This window comes from Chelatococcus sp. KU-N122, assembly GCF_055391085.1.
The window spans coordinates 5,200,645-5,218,629 of sequence record NZ_AP043981.1 but is presented as its reverse complement, the minus strand read 5'-3'; the positions used below and the strand labels follow the sequence as shown (position 1 = coordinate 5,218,629).

The 17,985-nt window shown below is 68.5% G+C and carries 19 protein-coding genes; 13 read left to right on the top strand and 6 right to left on the bottom strand.

Annotation, left to right across the window (positions count from 1 at the left end):
- Positions 1 to 159: 159 nt before the first annotated feature.
- Positions 160 to 906 (bottom strand): pyridoxine 5'-phosphate synthase, encoded by a 747-nt coding sequence (locus ACZ5PO_RS23555; protein WP_464184294.1) that lies wholly within the window; start codon positions 904 to 906, stop codon positions 160 to 162.
- 223 nt (positions 907 to 1,129) lie between these two features.
- Here ACZ5PO_RS23555 and ACZ5PO_RS23550 point away from each other — a divergent pair, with 223 nt between their 5' ends.
- Positions 1,130 to 1,816 (top strand): dienelactone hydrolase family protein, encoded by a 687-nt coding sequence (locus tag ACZ5PO_RS23550; protein WP_464184293.1) that lies wholly within the window; start codon positions 1,130 to 1,132, stop codon positions 1,814 to 1,816.
- A gap of 101 nt (positions 1,817 to 1,917) precedes the next feature.
- Here the strand turns inward: ACZ5PO_RS23550 and ACZ5PO_RS23545 are convergent, their stop codons facing one another.
- Positions 1,918 to 3,150 (bottom strand): GGDEF domain-containing protein, encoded by a 1,233-nt coding sequence (locus ACZ5PO_RS23545; protein ID WP_464184292.1) that lies wholly within the window; start codon positions 3,148 to 3,150, stop codon positions 1,918 to 1,920.
- A gap of 50 nt (positions 3,151 to 3,200) precedes the next feature.
- Positions 3,201 to 3,470, bottom strand: coding sequence for a hypothetical protein (locus tag ACZ5PO_RS23540; RefSeq protein ID WP_464184290.1), 270 nt, complete (start codon positions 3,468 to 3,470; stop codon positions 3,201 to 3,203).
- 203 nt (positions 3,471 to 3,673) lie between these two features.
- On the opposite strand from ACZ5PO_RS23540, the gene rpsF reads away from it, so the two are divergent.
- The 6 genes from rpsF to alr all read left to right on the top strand — a co-directional run bounded on the left by rpsF (position 3,674) and on the right by alr (position 9,392).
- The gene (rpsF, locus tag ACZ5PO_RS23535) at positions 3,674 to 4,165 is read left to right on the top strand and encodes a 30S ribosomal protein S6 (protein WP_464196996.1); all 492 of its coding nucleotides are present in this window, start codon (positions 3,674 to 3,676) and stop codon (positions 4,163 to 4,165) included.
- Entirely contained in the window at positions 4,162 to 4,404 is a 243-nt protein-coding gene (rpsR, locus tag ACZ5PO_RS23530; RefSeq protein ID WP_188610746.1) for a 30S ribosomal protein S18, read from the top strand. The genes rpsF and rpsR overlap by 4 nt, the downstream gene beginning before the upstream one ends.
- A gap of 159 nt (positions 4,405 to 4,563) precedes the next feature.
- Positions 4,564 to 5,517 carry a DUF2232 domain-containing protein gene (locus ACZ5PO_RS23525; protein ID WP_464184289.1) on the top strand — a complete coding sequence of 318 codons (954 nt, stop codon included), beginning with the start codon at positions 4,564 to 4,566 and terminating at the stop codon, positions 5,515 to 5,517.
- Between the two features lie 28 nt (positions 5,518 to 5,545).
- Positions 5,546 to 6,112, top strand: a complete 567-nt coding sequence (gene rplI / locus ACZ5PO_RS23520; protein ID WP_464184288.1) for a 50S ribosomal protein L9 — start codon at positions 5,546 to 5,548, stop codon at positions 6,110 to 6,112.
- Between the two features lie 383 nt (positions 6,113 to 6,495).
- Positions 6,496 to 7,989: a replicative DNA helicase gene (locus tag ACZ5PO_RS23515; RefSeq protein ID WP_464184287.1), complete on the top strand. Its 1,494-nt coding sequence runs from the start codon at positions 6,496 to 6,498 to the stop codon at positions 7,987 to 7,989.
- Positions 7,990 to 8,240: 251 nt separating this feature from the next.
- Complete coding sequence (gene alr / locus ACZ5PO_RS23510; RefSeq protein ID WP_464184286.1) at positions 8,241 to 9,392, top strand: alanine racemase; 1,152 nt, start codon at positions 8,241 to 8,243, stop codon at positions 9,390 to 9,392.
- 37 nt (positions 9,393 to 9,429) lie between these two features.
- Here the strand turns inward: alr and ACZ5PO_RS23505 are convergent, their stop codons facing one another.
- Together ACZ5PO_RS23505 and ACZ5PO_RS23500 are read right to left on the bottom strand one after the other, a co-directional pair.
- Positions 9,430 to 10,644, bottom strand: a complete 1,215-nt coding sequence (locus ACZ5PO_RS23505) for a cytochrome P450 (RefSeq protein WP_464184285.1) — start codon at positions 10,642 to 10,644, stop codon at positions 9,430 to 9,432.
- Positions 10,641 to 10,862: a ferredoxin gene (locus tag ACZ5PO_RS23500; RefSeq protein ID WP_464184284.1), complete on the bottom strand. Its 222-nt coding sequence runs from the start codon at positions 10,860 to 10,862 to the stop codon at positions 10,641 to 10,643. The genes ACZ5PO_RS23505 and ACZ5PO_RS23500 overlap by 4 nt, the downstream gene beginning before the upstream one ends.
- A 204-nt stretch (positions 10,863 to 11,066) precedes the next feature.
- On the opposite strand from ACZ5PO_RS23500, the gene radA reads away from it, so the two are divergent.
- From radA to ACZ5PO_RS23480, 4 genes are all read left to right on the top strand, one after another.
- A complete protein-coding gene (radA, locus tag ACZ5PO_RS23495; protein ID WP_464184283.1) occupies positions 11,067 to 12,473 on the top strand; it encodes a DNA repair protein RadA in 1,407 nt (468 codons plus the stop codon).
- Between the two features lie 74 nt (positions 12,474 to 12,547).
- Positions 12,548 to 13,162, top strand: a complete 615-nt coding sequence (locus ACZ5PO_RS23490; protein ID WP_464184282.1) for a CvpA family protein — start codon at positions 12,548 to 12,550, stop codon at positions 13,160 to 13,162.
- Positions 13,163 to 13,559: 397 nt separating this feature from the next.
- The gene (gene purF, locus ACZ5PO_RS23485) at positions 13,560 to 15,092 is read left to right on the top strand and encodes an amidophosphoribosyltransferase (protein ID WP_464184281.1); all 1,533 of its coding nucleotides are present in this window, start codon (positions 13,560 to 13,562) and stop codon (positions 15,090 to 15,092) included.
- A gap of 1 nt (position 15,093) precedes the next feature.
- Positions 15,094 to 15,834 (top strand): SDR family NAD(P)-dependent oxidoreductase, encoded by a 741-nt coding sequence (locus tag ACZ5PO_RS23480; RefSeq protein WP_464184279.1) that lies wholly within the window; start codon positions 15,094 to 15,096, stop codon positions 15,832 to 15,834.
- A 107-nt stretch (positions 15,835 to 15,941) separates the two neighbouring features.
- Here ACZ5PO_RS23480 and ACZ5PO_RS23475 read toward each other — a convergent pair whose 3' ends face one another.
- Positions 15,942 to 16,517: an FMN-dependent NADH-azoreductase gene (locus tag ACZ5PO_RS23475; protein ID WP_464184278.1), complete on the bottom strand. Its 576-nt coding sequence runs from the start codon at positions 16,515 to 16,517 to the stop codon at positions 15,942 to 15,944.
- A gap of 128 nt (positions 16,518 to 16,645) precedes the next feature.
- Between ACZ5PO_RS23475 and ACZ5PO_RS23470 the strand changes: the two genes are divergently transcribed.
- On the top strand, positions 16,646 to 16,996 hold the full coding sequence (locus ACZ5PO_RS23470) for a winged helix-turn-helix transcriptional regulator (RefSeq protein WP_464184277.1): 351 nt from the start codon (positions 16,646 to 16,648) through the stop codon (positions 16,994 to 16,996).
- A gap of 76 nt (positions 16,997 to 17,072) precedes the next feature.
- Positions 17,073 to 17,912 carry a PhzF family phenazine biosynthesis protein gene (locus tag ACZ5PO_RS23465; protein WP_464184275.1) on the top strand — a complete coding sequence of 280 codons (840 nt, stop codon included), beginning with the start codon at positions 17,073 to 17,075 and terminating at the stop codon, positions 17,910 to 17,912.
- Positions 17,913 to 17,985 lie beyond the last annotated feature (73 nt).

Below are 17,985 nucleotides of genomic sequence, written 5' to 3'. Positions count from 1 at the left end.
TCAGCGCGAAAACAGCGAAGCCAAGCATCAAAGCGGATGCTTACTTGCCGATTCGTACCTTTTGATTTTCAATTTATGCCACGGGTGAGGCCAGGGGAAGCGCGATTGCGCGTTTTGGCGGCTCCTCGACTGAATCATCGGCAGTGTTGCACGGATGAGTCACACGCTTCGCGCCCTGACCATGGCCTGCCGCATGTCGGCGATCGCCCGGGGTAACCCCAATGTGATCGCCTCGCCGATGAGGAAATGGCCGATGTTCAGCTCGGCAACGGCGTCAATGGCGGCAATGGGGCCGACCGACGCCGTGGTCAGGCCGTGGCCAGCATGTATTTCGAGCCCGAGACGGTGGCCGTGGGCAGCGGCATCGCTCAGCTTCGCCAGGGCTTGTCGCGTAGCGTCGTGTGAGCCCTCGTTGAAGCGCTCGCAGTAGGTGCCGGTGTGAAGCTCGACCACGGGCGCCCCCAGGTCGGCCGCCATGTCCATCACCCGCCGATCAGCTTCGACGAACAAGGACACACGAATTCCCGCCGCCTTGAGCTCGGCCACGACCGGCTTCAGCTGGGGCGCCGCGGCGATGATGTCCAACCCACCCTCCGTGGTCCGCTCCTCGCGCCGCTCGGGAACCAGGCAGACCGCGTGCGGCTTGAGCCGCACGGCGATCGCGACCATCTCGGCGGTGGCCGCCGCCTCGAGGTTGAGTGGAACGGTCAACTCCGCCATGAGGCGGTCGACATCGTCATCGCGAATATGGCGCCGGTCCTCGCGCAGGTGCGCCGTAATGCCGTCCGCCCCGGCGGCGACGGCCACATGCGCGGCGTGCACCGGATCGGGATGGGCACCGCCGCGTGCATTCCGCACGGTGGCGACGTGATCGATGTTGACACCAAGGCGCAGCGCTGACGGCATGCGATCGTCCTTAGCGCAGGATCCGCGAAAGGGAAACCGGGCGCACAGGAAGATTGCGCTGAAACAAAGAGATAGAGCGCAGCGGCAGGGGCGACGCCGCCCGTCGGCCAGCGCTCCTCTGCGCCCCCCACAGGGGTGGTCGCAGCTTCGGCCCCAGGCGGCGGGCGCCGGCCTATGCCATTATCGGTTCCAGGCGGCAACACCAGATCATGAGGTGCGCAGGATGAACCAAGCCATCACGAGCGAGACCATCACGTTGACCGCGTCCGACGGAGCGACCCTCTCCGCCTACAAGGCGGCGCCGGCGGCGCCTCGGGGCGGCATCGTCGTCGTACAGGAGATCTTCGGGGTCAATCACCACATCCGCAACGTGGCGGAGCGCTTCGCCCGCGACGGCTACCTGGTGGTCGCGCCCGCCCTGTACGATCGCCTGGCACCCGGGACCGAGCTCGGCTACACCGCCGACGACATGAAGCCTGCGCTGGAGCTGCGCGCCAACAGCGATCCGGCCAAGGCGCTGCTCGACATCGGCGCTGCCGTGCAGGCGGCATCCGCCGCCGGGCCCGTCGGCGTCGTAGGCTATTGCTGGGGCGGGTACCTGAGCTGGCTCTCGGCGGCCAAGGTCGCGGGCGTCGGCGCTGCGGTGGTCTACTATGGCGGCGGGATCGGCTCGGCCGCGCACGAGGAGCCGCGTTGCCCGGTCCTCGGTCATTTCGGCGAACGCGACAAGCATATCCCCGTCGCGGATGCGCAAGGCCTCGCCGAGCGATACCCGGGGCGCGCGGAGATTCACATCTATCCCGCCGATCACGGCTTCAATTGCGACGAGCGGGCAAGCTACGACGCGAGCAGCGCTGCACTCGCCCTCGACCGAACGCTCGCCTTCTTCGGCGCCCATCTGCGCGGCTGACCCGCCGCCCCTCTCTCGAGCGCTGCCGCGGCGGAATCCCGGGAGCGCTGCGAAGTCCATATCGGATCAGACGATCACATCCGATCGGATCGGGATGCATCTCACCTGGGGAAATCCCCGGGCGGCACCGGCAGCGGCACCGGCGCCGTTTCGGGCCACCGGCTCACGGGCTTGCGCACGCTGGTCGCGGCGACGGGCGATCTGTAGAGGCAAACGCTGCCCGGCCCCGTCTCTTTCGCCTCCTCGACCGCCGCATCGGCAGCGAGGATCAATGAGCGCAAGTCGTACCCCACCTGCGACGAGCAAACGGCGCCGACGGTCACCGTCAGCGGGCTCGGATCGCTCGCGGCCGCCCATTCCTGCGCCATCCTGACGGTGCGCTCGCCGATCTCACGGGCCTGCGCGGGGCCGGCGTTGGGCACGACGAGAGCAAAGTTCTGGGCACCGACACGGGCCAGCAGATCCGTCGGCCGCAGCCGGGTCACCGCCTGATCGTAGAAGGCGCGGAGATCATCGTCCTCGATCTTGCGATGCAGGCCGCCGCGCGTGGATTCGTCGCCCAGATGCATGAGCAACAGCGACACCGGCTTGCGGTCCTTCATCTGCCCGGCCACCAGGCGCGCGGCATGGCTGAGGAAGGAGCCCAGATTGAGCGCACCGGTGGTCGGGTCGAGATAGATATGGGCGAACTCCATCTGCTGCATGCGCTCCTTGGCGAGGGCCAGGGCGAGCGCAGCGGCGGCCGACATCGACACCATGGTGAGCAAGGTCAGCCAAGGCGACCAATCCGGCGGCGCGGACAGGCGGTTCGGGCCGGGCTCGACCGACTGGAGCCGCAGGACGAAACTCAACGCGGCCGCCCCCAACGCCAAGGCCAGCGGCAGCCGCGAGGCCAGCCGGTCCGACCGGCCGCGCCAGATCTCGACGACAGCAAGGACGAGATAGCCGATGATCGCGATCACCAGCAGCTGTCGGCGGGAAATGGCCAAGTACACGACGTTGGGGTCGAGGGCGCTCTGCGCGAGCCATAACAGCGCCGGGCCGACCAGCAGCAACGGATTGGCCGCGCGGCCGTCGAAGGACCTCGTCGCCTGCCAGATCAACGCGTAGGCCATGATCATCAAGGGCCCGGAGACGTAGACCGACAACGCGACAGGAATGACGCCGTGCGCGCTCACCAGAGCAAGCCCACATCCCATAGCCACGAAAGCCGCTGCCCACCACCGCAGCGCGCGCGAGCGTCGGTCCAAGCCCCATAGCAGCAGCAGAAAGACGCCCTGCGTCACGGCGATTGCCGCGCTGACGCTCAGAACCGTGATATAGTGCAAACTCATGAATGGGCCTCCAGCCGCCGAGCCCATGCGCCATCTTCCCGCGTAGACTATCATCGTTTCCAGAAATAAAAAGTTGCGCCTGTCACCCATTGTCTTTTGCCAAACAGGGTGAATACAACTTCCGGATAGCAGCGCCTTCCCCGGGCGTCCGCCACAAACGTGGTAATTGCAATCGCTACAGGCCGGCCTCTCTCGGCCGGACGAACTAGCTCCGCCTCAACGGCGGATGGCGCGTTCAAAGCGACACGCACCGCGCCGGATGCTTCAAATTCACCCATGGCGGCCTGCGCCCGGGTCAATCGCTCGACCAGCCCTTGCATTCGGTCACGCTTTCCGCTAACGACCGCGCCTTCGCGTTCGCTCCGGCCGGGAGCTGAACGGACGGCAGCCGTGCTTTGCGGCTGCAGGGCCCAGAGGCTCGTCGTCCCGTGTTCCCGCCTTCGATCCCATGCTCGGGCCTTGTCACAGAGGCTCGGAGGGCTTGGCGCCGGGGGAGCGCACGATTGAGAAAGGCCCTTTACCCATGCCGCTTTACGAGCATGTGTTTCTGGCGCGTCAGGATGTGACCGCCCAGCAAGTCGAAGCCCTTGTCGAGCAATACCGGGGCGTGATCGAGACCGGCGGCGGCTCGTTCAAGAAGGTCGAGCCGTGGGGCGTCAAGTCCCTCGCCTACCGCATCAAGAAGAACCGCAAGGCACATTTCACGCTGCTCAACATCGATGCCCCGCCGGCCGCGATCGCGGAGATGGAGCGTCAGATGGGCATCAGCGAAGATGTCCTGCGCTTCATGACCATTCGTGTCGACGTCCTCGAAGAGGGCCCGTCCGCCATGATGCAGAAGCGTGACCGCGACGAGCGCCGCGACCGCGACGGCTTCGAGCGCGGCGGCGGCTTCGGCGGCGGCGGTCGCTTCGGCGGCGACCGTGGTGGCGATCGCTTCGGCGACCGTGGCCCGCGGCGCGAGCGCCCGCGTGAGGCGGAAGCGGCCGGCGAGACCGCTACGGAGGAGAACTGATCATGGCCGCTGCGCCCCGTCGCCCCTTCTTCCGTCGTCGCAAGACCTGCCCCTTCTCCGGCCCGAACGCGCCGAAGATCGACTACAAGGACACGCGCCTGCTCTCGCGCTACATCTCCGAGCGCGGCAAGATCGTGCCGTCCCGGATCACGGCCGTCTCGGCCAAGAAGCAACGCGAGCTGGCTCAGGCGATCAAGCGCGCCCGCTTCCTGGGCCTGCTGCCCTACGTGATCGGCTGACCACGCACACGCCGTAGCCGACCGCCCGCACGCGGGCGGTCCTTTCTCTACCTGTCGCCGGCGGCGGCTTGTGCCGTCGGTATTGCTGGGGCCCTCCCCGCCCACGACATAGCGGGCGTGGGGCCCCTAACCCTGCATCGGCAGCGGGACAGCAGGACGATGATCGTATCGCTCGGTGTGGGTATCGGCGCAGGCCTGGTATCCGCCCTCCTCTTCGCAGTGGCCGTCACGGGAACCCCGCTAGGGCTCCTGCTGTCCTATTTTGCGCCGCTGCCCATTTTCATCGCCACCATCGGCTGGCCGCATCGCACCGGACTGGTCGCGGCGTGCGTCGGCATCGCCACCAGCGTGATCGCCATCCGCTGGTCCGCCGGGCTGGTCTATGGCGCCAGCCTGGGGCTGCCCGCCTGGTGGCTCGGCTATCTGGCCCTGCTCGGCCGGCCGGCCGCCGACGGCAAGAGCGAGTGGTACCCCACCGGACGGCTGCTGCTGTGGATCGTCGGCATCGCGACGCTGGTGACCTTCCTCGGCCCGCTCGCGCTGGGCGGCTCGCTCGCGACCTACCGTGAGACCATGCGCCGCATTCTCGACGCCGCGCTGCGTGGCGACGGTCCCGGGAGCGACGTCACGCTCAACCTGCCCGACGGCGTCAGCCAGGACGACGTCGTGGCGATCATCGTCGCCGCCGTCCCCATCATCAGCGCCATGTGCTTCGTGCCGATCCAGGCGTTCAACCTGTGGCTGGCGGGCAAGGTGGTCGCGGTCTCCGGCCGCCTGGCTCGGCCGTGGCCGCAGATCGCCGACACGATGATGCCGCGCCTGGCGCTGACGCTGCTCGGCGCAGGACTGGTCCTGGCGGTGGTCGGCGACGGCCTCGTGGCCTTCGCCGCGCAGGCCCTCTCCGGCTCGCTCGCCGCCGCCTTCGCCCTGCAAGGCCTCGGCGCCATCCACGCACTGACGCGAGACAGGCCGGCCCGCCCCGCCATCCTGGGCGGGGTCTATCTGCTGCTCGCCATCCTCAACGTCTGGATGCTGCCGCTGCTCGTGCTGGGCGGCATCTTCGACACGCTGTTGTGGCGCAGGCGAACCGCTCCGCCCGTGCTCCACCCCTAACCCAAATCAGATCGATCGGAGAAAGACCATGGAAGTCATACTGCTGGAACGCGTGGCCAAGCTTGGCCAGATGGGTGAGACCGTCCGCGTCAAGGACGGCTACGCCCGCAATTTCCTGCTGCCGCGCGGCAAGGCCCTGCGCGCCACCAAGGACAACAAGGCCAAGTTCGAGACGCAGCGGGCCCAGCTGGAGGCCCGGAACCTGGAGCGTCGCGCCGAGGCCGAGAAGGTCGCCGAGAAGCTCGACGGACAGAGCTTCGTCATGATCCGGCAGGCCGGCGAGACCGGGGTGCTCTACGGCTCGGTGGCGCCGCGCGACATCGCCGAGGCGCTGACCGGCGGCGGCTTCAGCGTCTCCCGCCACCAGGTCTGGCTGAGCGTGCCGATCAAGACCCTGGGCCTGCATCGCGTGCCGGTGAGCCTGCACCCGGAGGTCGAGGTGCACGTCACCATCAATATCGCGCGTAGCGCCGAGGAAGCCGAGCGCCAGGCGCGCGGCGAGGAGGTGACCGTCCGCGAGGAAACCAACCTCGACGATCTCGGCCTCGAGGTCGGCGCGGCGCTGGCGGAAGCTGGCGACGGCGTCGAGCTCTGATCGCGAGCACAGGACGACGATGCGGGCGGGCGCTGCAGCAACGCGGCGCCCGTTTTGCGTCGAGGTCATCCGCCCTGGCGCTGTGAATCGCTGTGGACGGAGCCGTCGTTCCCAAGCGGCGGCTGTGGATCGCGCACAGACCCGTCGGGTTGCGGCGCGCCGGTCACATCCAGCGCTGGCAAGCATGATAGCGTCCGCCGCTCGACCGAAGCGCTTCCCGGGTGGGACCATCCGAACGGGACGCGCTCCGGGGGCACGCTGGGATCGATTGCTCATCCGATCGCTCTGGTATGCTCTACCTCTTTGATTCGGTGGGCTTATCCTAAGCTGGGCGCAAGCCGCGGCCCGGGAGCGGCGCCTCCCGTACGCACCGGTGGGATCCGATGGTTTCGGCACATGCGCTTGCAACCCGTCTCGACGCCCCGGTCGAATCCGAATACCGCCTCGCGCCGCACAACCTGGATGCCGAGATGGCCCTGCTCGGGGCTATCCTCGTCAACAACGACGCGTTCTACCGGGTCTCGGACTTCCTCGAGCCCGTGCACTTCTACGAGGAGCTCCACCGGCGCATCTTCGAGATTGCGTCGAGCCTGATCCGTGCCGGTAAGGTGGCGACGCCGATCACGATGAAGACGTTCATCGGCGAGACCGACCTCGGCGGCCTCACCGCGTCGCAATACCTGGCGCGGCTGGCGGCCGAGGCGACCACGATCATCAATGCCGAGGACTACGGCCGCACCATCTATGACCTGGCGCTGCGTCGAAACCTCATCGGCATCGGTGAGGACATGGTCAACCTCGCCTATGACGCGCCGGTCGAGGCCTCTCCGCGCGACCAGATCGAGGAGGCCGAGCGCAAGCTCTATGCGCTCGCGGAAACCGGGCGCTACGAGGGCGGCTTCCTGCCGTTCTCCGGCGCCCTCACCGCTGCCATCGACATGGCGGCCGCGGCCTACAAGCGCGACGGCCAGCTCTCGGGCATCGCCACGGGCCTCTCCGACCTCGATCAGAAGATGGGTGGCTTGCAGCGCTCCGACCTGGTGATCCTCGCCGGCCGCCCGGGCATGGGCAAGACCGCGCTGGCGACCAACATCGCCTTCAACGTCGCCCGCGCCTACGCCAGCGAACGCCGGCAGGACGGCTCGCTCGAGACCGTCAACGGCGGCATCGTCGGCTTCTTCTCGCTGGAAATGTCGGCCGAGCAGCTGGCGAGCCGCATCATCGCCGAACAGTCGGGCGTCCCCTCGTACAAGATCCGCCGCGGCGACATGCACGAGGACGAGTTCGTCAAGATCACCGAAGCCGCCCGCGAGATGCAGACGCTGCCGCTCTACATCGACCAGACCGGTGGCATTTCCATCGCCCAGCTCACGGCGCGCGCCCGCCGGCTCAAGCGCCAGAAGGGGCTCGACGTGCTCGTCGTCGACTACCTGCAGCTGCTGTCGGGCTCCAGCAAGAAGGGCGACAACCGCGTGCAGGAGATGACCGAGATCACCACCGGCATGAAAGCCCTGGCCAAGGAGCTGCAGGTGCCGATCATCGCATTGTCGCAGCTCTCCCGGCAGGTCGAGCAGCGCGACGACAAGCGGCCGCAACTGTCGGATCTACGCGAATCCGGCTCGATCGAGCAGGACGCCGACGTCGTGATGTTCGTCTTCCGCGAGGAATACTACCTGAAGAACAAGGAGCCCAAGATGGGCACCGAAGAGTACTTCAAGTGGCAATCCGACATGGAAGCGGCCCACAACAAGGCGGAGGTCATCATCGGCAAGCAGCGCCACGGACCGACCGGCACGGTTCCGCTCGCCTTCCACGCTGAAGTCACCCGCTTCTCCAACCTGGCGCAGGACGACCGTCTGCCGGAGCGCATGTCTTAAGGCATGATCCCAAAAGTGGACGCCGGCTTTTGGGAAAGATCAGGAGAATGACCTCTAGCGGCGTGGCGGCTCGACGACAGATCATCCCGCACTGCAGCGCGACACGATGCCCCGAGCTGTCACGCCGCCGCGGCCATGGGCTATATCAGCCGGACGCGCTTGCGCGACGGGCGGGGACAACCGGCAACCGCCGCGGCGGACAGGGGGCGCCCCATGCCGCAACGCATTGCGGATCGGATCGAGGCGGAATCATGCACCAGGACGGCCGCAGCGGATCAGGCGCCGAGGAGCTCGCGGGCGGGATCCTGACCATCGATCTCGGCGCCCTCGCCGGCAACTGGCGCATGCTGGCGGCGAGGGCCGGCGGCGCCGAATGCGCCGCGGTGGTCAAGGCGGACGCCTACGGCATCGGCATCGAGCCGGCGGTTCCGGCGCTCGCCAAAGCCGGCTGCCGGACATTCTTCGTCGCTCATCCGAGCGAAGGGCTTCGGGTGCGCGCCATCGCCCCCGAAGCGACGGTCTACGTGCTCAACGGCCTGCCGCCGGGGGCGGCAGGAGCCTTCGCCGCGATGGGCCTGCGGCCGGTGCTCGGCTCCTCGGGGGAGGTCGACGAATGGCATTCATTCACCGCTGCCCGGGGCGAGCCTCTGCCGGCGGCCATCCATGTCGATACCGGCATGAACAGGCTCGGGCTGACGCCCGCGGAGGCCATTGCCCTGGCGGCACGGCACGCCGAGACACCGATCTTTCCGATCGCGCTGCTGATGAGCCATCTGGTTGCCGCCGAGGAGCCGAACAAGCCGGTCAACCGGTGCCAGATCGAGCGGTTCGACGCGGTTCGAACGCTGTTTCCGCACGTGCCGGCCTCGCTCGCCAACTCGTCCGGCCTGTTTCTGCCGGAGGCTCCGCTGCTCGATCTGGTCCGGCCCGGCTACGCGCTCTACGGCGGCAATCCGACGCCCGGCCGGCCCAATCCGATGCGCCCGGTCGTGGGCCTCACCGCACGGGTGATCCAGGTGCGCGAGGCTGCCGCCGGCGACACGGTGGGCTACAACGGCCGCTGGACGGCGCACGACGGGTGCCGCATCGCGACGCTCTCGTGCGGCTATGCTGACGGCATTCCGCGCGCGGCCGGCCGGGCCGACGACGGGCAACCGGGAGCCGGAGGCCTCGCCTTGGTCAGCGGCCGCCTCTGCCCCTTCGCCGGCGTCATCTCCATGGACCTGATCACGGTCGACATCACCGACGTCCCGACCGACGAGGTGAAGGCCGGCGATTCAGTCACGCTGATCGGCGGCCCGCTCGACCTGGAGGCCGTGGGCGCGCGCTCCGGCACCATCGGCTACGAGATCCTCACGGGTCTCGGTCGGCGCTACGCCCGCCGCTATATCGGCGGCGCCTGAAGCGCCACGGCGGTGCGTCCGCCGTTCCCAACAGGCTCTAGAACGGCCGCTCGAAGCGGATCGGCAAGGACCGGGGCCCCCGCACCGTGCCCTCCGACCAGGCGATCGGCCTGCCCGCGTCGAGCCGGAATTCCGGGATGCGCCTCAGCCATTCCTCGATCGCGACGGTCATCTCCATGCGGGCCAGGTTCGACCCGACGCAGCGGTGGATGCCGAGGCCGAAGGCGGCGTGCGGGTTGATCTTGCGGTCGATGAGAACCTCGTCCGCCCGCGCAAACATGGCGGGGTCGCGGTTGGCCGCCGGAAACGACAGCAGCACCATGTTGCCCGCCCGAAACGGACAGCCGTTGATCTCGGTGTCCTGCATCACCTCGCGCGCCATGGTGACGGGCGCGTAGGCACGCAGGAACTCCTCGATCGCCGTCGGCATCAGCTCCGGCTCGGCGATCAGCCGCTGGGCGTCGGACGGCGTCCTGGCGAGGTGCCACAGGGAGGCGCCGATGGCGCTCCAGGTGGTGTCGATGCCGGCGATGAGCAGGAGCCGCAGCATGCCCAGGGCCAGATCGTCGGGGATCGGCTCGCCATCGATCCGCGCCTCCATCACCCGGGTGATCAGGTCGTCGCGCGGCGCGCCGCGGCGCTTGTCGATCTCCGCCGTGAAGTACTGGGTCATCTCGCCCAGGCCTTTCCACAGCATGTCGTCGTCGGTGATGCCGAGCTCCAGGATCTCGTGAATCCACCGGATATAGAGATCGCCATCGTCCTCGGGCACACCGAGCATCGCGGCGATGACCCGCACCGGGATATGGCGGCTGTACCGCTGGGCGGCATCGCACTGCCCGTCGGCGATGAACTCGTCGATGAGCTCGTTGCAGATCCGCCGGGCCTTCGGTTCGATCTTGGCGATCTCGTCGGGCGTGAACGGCGGCAGCAGCACCTGCTTCAGCGCCTTGTGGCGCGGCGGGTCGGTGGTGATCGGCGGCGCGGGCATCGCCTTGTCGGGACGGTGCTCGCGCACGACGACGCGCCGCGACGAGAAGTGCGCGGTGTCGTAGGCGATCGCCTTCACATCCGAGTAACGCGTCGGCAGGTAGGCGCCGAGGAAGCGGTCGGTGTGGGCGACGGGGCAGCTGGCGCGCAGCTCATCCCAGATCGGATAAGGGTCGACCTGCCAGCTCGGGTCGAGGTGGTCCCAGTCGCTCGCCCAGTCGCGGACCGGCGGGCGGCCGGGGTGGGAGTGTTCGCCCGTCATCGCCGGTCCTCCCCGGCCAGCTCGACCGCGAACTCCGGGCAATTGGCCCTGGCCAGCGCCGCCTTCTTTTCCAGGCCGGGCGGCACGGAGCCGTCGCCGACCTCCCGGGCGTTGCCGAACTCGTCGAGCTCGAACAGCTCCGGCGCCAAGGCCTTGCAGCGATTGTGACCCTGGCACTTGTCCGGATTGACGTGGATCCTTCGCGTGCTCTCAGGCATCGATGTTCCTCCCGCCTATCTTTTGGGGGCACGGTAGCCCAAGCCCGGGCTCACATCTATTCGCCTTCAGTCCATCCGGCGCCACGACCGCCGGCGCCTCCGCCGGCCCTGCGGAAGCCCGCTTTGTGCGCTCGGCAGAGTATGCAAGGACGCAGAGCGCGCGATGGCGAATCGGGCGCGCTGGACCTCTGACACAGGCGTGTGATGGCCCGCTCCGCCCCAACCTTCGTCTGCCAGAGCTGCGGCAGCGTCTACAATCGCTGGCAGGGCAAATGCGATGCCTGCGGCGCGTGGAACAGCATCGTCGAGGAGGGCGCGGCGGCACCGGTCGCGGGCGCCGCGGCCCCGGCGGCGCGGCGGCGCGGACGAACCTTTCCGTTGGAGAGCCTGAAGGGGGAGAGCGCCGAGCCGCCGCGGCTGCCGACCGGCATCGACGAGCTCGATCGCGTCACCGGTGGCGGCTTCGTGCGCGGCTCCGTCGTGCTGATCGGCGGCGATCCGGGCATCGGCAAGTCGACGCTGCTGATCCAGGCCTGCGCGGCGCTCGCCCGTGCCGGCCACCGGGTCGCCTACATCTCCGGCGAGGAGGCGGTGGCGCAGGTGCGCCTGCGCGCCGAGCGCCTCGGCCTGGCCGACGCCCCGGTCGAGCTTGCGGCAGAGACCAACGTCGAAGACATCGTGGCGACGCTGAGCCGCGGGACGCCGCCCCGGCTCACCGTCATCGATTCGATTCAGACCATGTGGACCGGCGCGATCGATTCGGCCCCCGGCACGGTCACCCAGGTGCGCGGCAGCGCCCAGGGCCTCATCCGCTTCGCCAAGACCACCGGCGCCGCCCTCATCCTCGTCGGCCACGTGACGAAGGACGGACAGATCGCCGGCCCGCGCGTGGTCGAGCACATGGTCGACGCGGTGGTATCGTTCGAAGGCGAGAGCGGCCACCATTTCCGCATCCTGCGGGCGGTGAAGAACCGCTTCGGGCCGACCGACGAGATCGGCGTGTTCGAGATGACCGGCCGCGGCCTGTCGGAGGTCGCCAACCCGTCCGCCCTTTTCCTTGCGGGACGCGACACCGGCGCCGCCGGCACGGCGGTGCTCGCCGCCATCGAAGGCACGCGGCCGCTGCTGGTCGAAGTGCAGGCGCTGGTCGCCCCGAGCGCGCTGGGGACGCCACGGCGCGCCGTCGTCGGCTTCGATTCCAACCGCCTGTCGATGATCCTGGCGGTGCTCGACGCCCACGGCGGCGTCAAGCTGGGCCAGCACGACGTCTACCTGAACGTGGCCGGCGGCCTGAAGATCGGCGAGCCTGCCGCCGACCTGGCGGCGGCAGCGGCGCTGGTCTCGTCGCTCTCCGGCCGGCCGGTGCCCGCCGATACCGTGTTCTTCGGCGAGATCGGGCTATCCGGCTCGATTCGGCCGGTGATGCAGGCGCCGGCGCGGGCCAAGGAGGCGGCGAAGCTCGGTTTCGCCCGCGCGCTGGCGCCGCCGATGCCACGCGACGCGGCCGAAGCCGGCCTGAGTGTCGAAGCTTTGTCACACATCGGTGAACTTGTTGCCCAGATCGCCTCGGGCGGCGGGAAACCACGCGCGGCCGGGCGCACTGACGGATGACGGCCGGACCAACGTTCGATATAGAGCAGCACACGCCCGCCCGGTGGCCGGGGTGACGACAGCCGGTGCTGCACATGCCTTTTGCTCTTCTGGATTTGATCGTTCTCGGTGTCGTCGTGATTTCCGCCCTGCTTGCGGCGGTGCGCGGCCTGACCCGTGAGGTCCTCGCCATCGCTTCCTGGGCGATCGCCGCCATCGCGGCGCTCATGTTTCACCCCCAGCTCCTGCCCATCGTTCAGCAGCACGTGTCCAATGCCACCGTCGCGCTGGCCATTTCGATCGCCGCCATCTTCCTCGTGACGCTGGTGGTCGTATCGTTCATCACGGTGCGGCTGTCGGACCTCGTGCTGGATTCCCGCATCGGCGCCATCGACCGGACGCTCGGCTTCCTCTTCGGCGCGGCGCGCGGACTGCTCGTCTGCGTCATCGCCTTCATCTTCTTCACTTGGCTCGTCCCCGAGAAGATGCAGCCCGACTGGGCCAAGAACGCGCGCATGAAGCCGTTCCTGCAGAACAGCGGCGACAAGCTGATGGCGATGCTGCCGGAGGATCCCGAGGGGCTGATATCCAAGTACCGCAACCGGCAGAAGCAGAACGAGGGCAGCGAGCCGCCGGCGGAAGGCGACACCACGGCCAAGCCGCCCGCGTCACCGGCGGCACCGGCCCCGGCGACGCCCGGACGGACGTAACGCCGGGGTAGCGCAATCGAGCCGGCGCGTATCGGCGGGTCCGCTCCCTGGGGAGCCCCGTCGAGGTTCGGGCCGAGCCGGACCAGACATGGGCCCTACCAGACATGGGCCCTTTCGGGGCCCTTTTGGGCGAGGTGGATCTTCGGATCCGCGGCGGCGTGCGCTGACTGGCGGGGCATAGCCGCACCCATGCTGTAGGATACTGCCGCGCGCGCCAGGCGCTCGCGGCATTGCCGTATGTTCCGCGGTTGCTTGCGCTGCCTTCGTTGCGCCGAACTTGCGGCCCAGATGCGGTCTTTCCCCGGAGGCTTAGAGCCCCCATGTGACGGTCGGACGACGGCCGCGATCGGATATTTCGAATGCACGCGACGCACCGCACGCGCTGGAGTGGTTGACGATGATTCCCGACCCGATGCATGGACGAGACGAGACCGGAAGGTCCGACACGTGGGATATCAGCGCCGGCCGGTCCGCCACGTCGGCGCACGATATCGATCTCGACGGCGACACCCTGCGCGAAGAGTGCGGCGTGTTCGGCATCTTCGACCACCCGGAAGCAGCGGCGATCACGGCACTCGGGCTGCATGCGCTTCAGCATCGCGGCCAGGAGGCGACCGGCATCGTCACCTATGACGGCGCCCGCTTCCACTCGGAGCGACGGCTCGGGCTCGTCGGCGACAACTTCTCCGACGCGGCGACCATCGAACGGCTCAGAGGCAGCTCCGCCGTCGGCCACGTGCGCTATTCGACCACGGGCGAAACCATCCTGCGCAACGTGCAGCCGCTGTTCGCGGAGCTCGACGGCGGCGGCTTCGCCGTCGCCCACAACGGCAACCTCACCAACGGCATGAGCTTGCGCCGCCAATTGGTGCGCGCCGGTGCCCTCTGCCAATCCACCAGCGACACCGAGGTGATCCTGCATCTGGTGGCGCACAGCCGCCGCAACCGCTTCATCGACCGCTTCATCGAAGCCTTGCGGCAGCTGGAGGGGGCCTATGCGTTCGTCTGCCTGACCAACAAGAAGCTGATCGGCGCCCGGGACCCGCTGGGCATCCGGCCGCTGGTGCTGGGAGAGCTCGACGGACGCTATATCCTGGCATCCGAGACCTGCGCGCTCGACATCATCGGCGCCCGCTTCGTCCGCGACGTCGAGAACGGCGAGATCGTCGTCATTTCCGAGGACGGTATCGAGTCGCTCAAGCCGTTCCCGCCGCAGCCGGCCCGCCCGTGCGTCTTCGAGTACATCTACTTCGCCCGTCCCGATTCGGTCGTGCATGGCCGCAACGTCTACGAGGTGCGCAAGCGCTGCGGCGCCGAGCTCGCGCGTGAGGCGCCCGCCGAGGTCGACGTGATCGTGCCGGTGCCCGATTCGGGCGTGCCGGCGGCGATCGGCTTTGCCCAGGCCTGCGGCGTGCCCTACGAGCTCGGCATCATCCGCAACCACTACGTCGGCCGCACCTTCATCCAGCCCACCCAATCCATCCGGGAGCTGGGGGTGCGCATGAAGCACTCGGCCAACCGCGGCGCCGTCGCCGGCAAGCGGATCGTGCTGGTGGACGATTCCATCGTGCGCGGCACCACGTCGGTGAAGATCGTGCAGATGATGCGCGATGCGGGCGCTCGCGAGGTTCACTTCCGCATCGCCAGCCCGCCGATCATGTTCCCCGACTACTACGGGATCGACACGCCCGAGCGCGAGAAGCTGCTGGCCGCCACCCATTCCCTGGACGAGATGCGCCGCTACATCGGCGCCGACAGCGTGGCGTTCCTCTCGGTCGACGGCATCTACCGCGCCATCGGCGAGGAGAAGCGCGACCCCGTCCGCCCGCAGTTCACCGACCATTGCTTCACGGGCGAGTATCCGACGCCGCTGACCGACATCGTCGGCGAGGCCCCCAAGCAGCTCTCGTTGCTGGCGGAAGCAGGCTGACATGGCGGCAACGATGGTCGACCGCGTCGTCCTGGTCACCGGCGCCTCGCGCGGCATCGGTCGCGCGCTGGCGCTGGCGCTCGCCCGCGAAGGGGCCCACGTCGTTGCGCTCGCCCGCACGGTGGGCGCGCTGGAAGAGCTGGACGACGAGATCCGCGCCGCAGGCGGCGCGGCGACGCTCGTGCCCGTGGACATGACGGACTATGCAGGGCTCGACCGGCTCGGCCTCGCCATCCACGAGCGCTGGGGCAAGCTCGACGCCATGGTGGCCAATGCCGGGGCCCTCGGCCCGATCACGCCGCTGGGCCACGTCGAGCCCAAGGCCTTCGACGACATCATGGCCGTCAACGTCACGGCGACGTACCGCCTGATCCGCTCGATGGACCCGCTGCTCCAGGCGTCCGACGCCGGCCGGGCCATGTTCATGTCCTCAGGGGCGACGCACAATTGCAGGGCCTATTGGGGGCCCTATTCGGCGTCCAAGGCGGCGGTCGAAGCGCTGGCCCGCACCTACGCGGCCGAGACGGCGACCACCCCGATCCGCGTGAGCATCGTCAACCCGGGCCCGTTGCGCACGCGCATGCGCGCGGCCGCCATGCCGGGCGAGGATCCGATGACGCTGCGCACGCCCGAGGACCTGGCGCCCAAGCTGCTGCCCATGCTGGCGCCGGCCTGGGCCGAGAGCGGCCTGATCTACGACTTCCCGCAGGACAAGCTGCTCAGGCCGCAGAAGCCGGCCTGAGCAGCTCCGCATCCCCCGGGGCTGCGCAGGCTAGAGCATTTCGCAATTGGAGCGCTCCTCCTGCGATTGAGTGTTTCCACCCAATCGCGAAGCGCTCCAGCCGCGCCTCACGCCGCCTTCAGGCGGGAGACTGCATCGGTGGCTGCCGCGAGGGCCGACTGGCGCTGCTCGGGCCCGACCTGCACGCCCTCGGCGATGATGATCTCGGGCGTGATGCCGATGAAGCCGAAGACGCCGCGCAGGTAGGTCTCGACGTGCTCCAGGCCGGCCGCCGGGGCGCCGGCGCCGTAGAAGCCGCCGCGCGACAGCGCGATGATCACGCGCTTGCCGCCGGCAAGGCCCTCGACCCCATTGGCGCCGTAGCGAAAGGTCTCGCCTGCGATCGCGATGCGGTCGATCCAGGCCTTCAGCTGGCTCGGGATGGTGAAGTTGTACATGGGCGAGCCGATGACGACGATGTCGGCGCCGAGAAACTCGTCCAGCACGGCCCGGTTCGCGCCCTCAGGCCCGGCTTGCGGCAGGTGCGCCAGCGTAAGGTGGTCGAGCGGCTCGGCCGCCAGATCCCGGTAGGTGATGGCGAGGCCCGGATCCGCCTGCCGCAATTGCCCGACGATGCCCGCCGTGAGCTGCCGGCTGACCGAATTGGCGCCGAGAATGCTGGAATCGATGTGCAGGAGTTTCATGTCTGGTGCTTCCCGGTATAAATCAGTTACCGAGGCTGACTATGTGACTACCAGCGAAAGCGGCGCAAGGAGGCACATTCTTGTTACCTAAGCACACGGATGTAATCGTCGAACCACACCAGTTGCATATGCCCAGCTGCCGAAAGATCAGCCCTGTCCTCGCTCGCGTCGGCGACAAATGGAGCATTCTGATCGTCATGCTGCTCTCGAGCGGTCCGCGCCGCTTCAATGAGATCAAGCGCATGGTCGACGGCATATCGCAGCGGATGCTTACGCTCGCCTTGCGAGGACTTGAGCGCGACGGTCTTCTGACGCGGACCGTCTATCCGACGATTCCGCCCCGTGTCGACTACGAGCTGACGGACCTCGGCCGCTCGCTGTGCGCCCCGGTGATCGAGCTCGGCCACTGGGCGTCGGCGCACATCGACGAGATCGAGGCCGCCCAGTCGGCGTTCGACGCGAGAAGCGACGCCGGCTGAGGGCGATACGACCGCGGCCATGACCACGGGAGCTTCCGGCTCCTCCTGCCGCAGCAGGACATCACGGAGCAGATCAATGGCGGTTCTTTCGTTTCAGCAGCTCGACGTGTTTGCCGAGCAGCCCTTCAAGGGCAATCCCCTTGCCGTCGTGCTCGGCGCCGACGATCTCGCCGACGAGGCGATGGCGGCCATCGCGACGTGGACCAACCTCAGCGAGACCGCTTTCCTGCTGAAGCCGACAACGCCGGGCGCCGACTATCGCGTGCGCATCTTCACCCCCGAGCGCGAGCTGCCGTTCGCCGGCCATCCAACCCTGGGAAGCTGCCAGGCCTGGCTGAATGCGGGCCATGGACCCAGGCAGGAGCTCATCGTGCAGGAATGCGGCGCCGGCCTCGTCCCGATCAAGCGCGACGGGCGCCGTCTCGCCTTCGCAGCCCCGCCGCTTCGGCGCACCGGCGACGTCGACGCGGCGACGCTGGCGACGATCGCGCGAGGCCTGCGCATCGGCGCGAACGCCATCAGGGCGTCGCAGTGGGTCGACAACGGGCCGGGCTGGGTTGCGGTGATGCTGGCTACGCGGAGCGAGGTCCTGGCCTTGCGGCCCGATTATCCAGCCTTGGGAGACATCAAGCTCGGCGTGGTCGCGCCGTGGGATGCGGCCACTGACGGCACCGACGCCGGCTTCGAGGTGCGCGCCTTCATCCCCAGCCTGGCGGCGGAAGATCCCGTCACCGGCAGCCTCAACGCCGGCCTGGCTCAGTGGCTCATCGCAGCGGAGCTCGCGCCGCGCCAATATATCGCCAGCCAGGGAACTGCGCTCGGACGCCGGGGTCGCGTCCACATCGCGAGCGTGGCGGACGACGTGTGGGTCGGGGGAGAGACCATCACCTGCATCGAAGGCCAGATCCGCGTCTGACGGCCGCTATCGCTCCAGCTCTCTGTCGTCCTGAAGCGCGGGCAAGTCTCTTGCGATCGGGCAAGTCCTCGCG

Coding starts and splice junctions, on each gene's coding strand:
- ACZ5PO_RS23465 (WP_464184275.1), top strand. CDS start 17,073: ATGGCGGTTCTTTCGTTTCAGCAGCTCGACGTGTTTGCCGAGCAGCCC.
- ACZ5PO_RS23515 (WP_464184287.1), top strand. CDS start 6,496: ATGGTTTCGGCACATGCGCTTGCAACCCGTCTCGACGCCCCGGTCGAA.
- ACZ5PO_RS23525 (WP_464184289.1), top strand. CDS start 4,564: ATGATCGTATCGCTCGGTGTGGGTATCGGCGCAGGCCTGGTATCCGCC.
- ACZ5PO_RS23505 (WP_464184285.1), bottom strand. CDS start 10,644: ATGACGGGCGAACACTCCCACCCCGGCCGCCCGCCGGTCCGCGACTGG.
- ACZ5PO_RS23555 (WP_464184294.1), bottom strand. CDS start 906: ATGCCGTCAGCGCTGCGCCTTGGTGTCAACATCGATCACGTCGCCACC.
- ACZ5PO_RS23470 (WP_464184277.1), top strand. CDS start 16,646: ATGCCCAGCTGCCGAAAGATCAGCCCTGTCCTCGCTCGCGTCGGCGAC.
- ACZ5PO_RS23480 (WP_464184279.1), top strand. CDS start 15,094: ATGGCGGCAACGATGGTCGACCGCGTCGTCCTGGTCACCGGCGCCTCG.
- ACZ5PO_RS23540 (WP_464184290.1), bottom strand. CDS start 3,470: ATGCAAGGGCTGGTCGAGCGATTGACCCGGGCGCAGGCCGCCATGGGT.
- ACZ5PO_RS23500 (WP_464184284.1), bottom strand. CDS start 10,862: ATGCCTGAGAGCACGCGAAGGATCCACGTCAATCCGGACAAGTGCCAG.
- alr (WP_464184286.1), top strand. CDS start 8,241: ATGCACCAGGACGGCCGCAGCGGATCAGGCGCCGAGGAGCTCGCGGGC.
- purF (WP_464184281.1), top strand. CDS start 13,560: ATGATTCCCGACCCGATGCATGGACGAGACGAGACCGGAAGGTCCGAC.
- ACZ5PO_RS23475 (WP_464184278.1), bottom strand. CDS start 16,517: ATGAAACTCCTGCACATCGATTCCAGCATTCTCGGCGCCAATTCGGTC.
- ACZ5PO_RS23490 (WP_464184282.1), top strand. CDS start 12,548: ATGCCTTTTGCTCTTCTGGATTTGATCGTTCTCGGTGTCGTCGTGATT.
- ACZ5PO_RS23550 (WP_464184293.1), top strand. CDS start 1,130: ATGAACCAAGCCATCACGAGCGAGACCATCACGTTGACCGCGTCCGAC.
- radA (WP_464184283.1), top strand. CDS start 11,067: ATGGCCCGCTCCGCCCCAACCTTCGTCTGCCAGAGCTGCGGCAGCGTC.
- ACZ5PO_RS23545 (WP_464184292.1), bottom strand. CDS start 3,150: ATGAGTTTGCACTATATCACGGTTCTGAGCGTCAGCGCGGCAATCGCC.
- rpsF (WP_464196996.1), top strand. CDS start 3,674: ATGCCGCTTTACGAGCATGTGTTTCTGGCGCGTCAGGATGTGACCGCC.
- rplI (WP_464184288.1), top strand. CDS start 5,546: ATGGAAGTCATACTGCTGGAACGCGTGGCCAAGCTTGGCCAGATGGGT.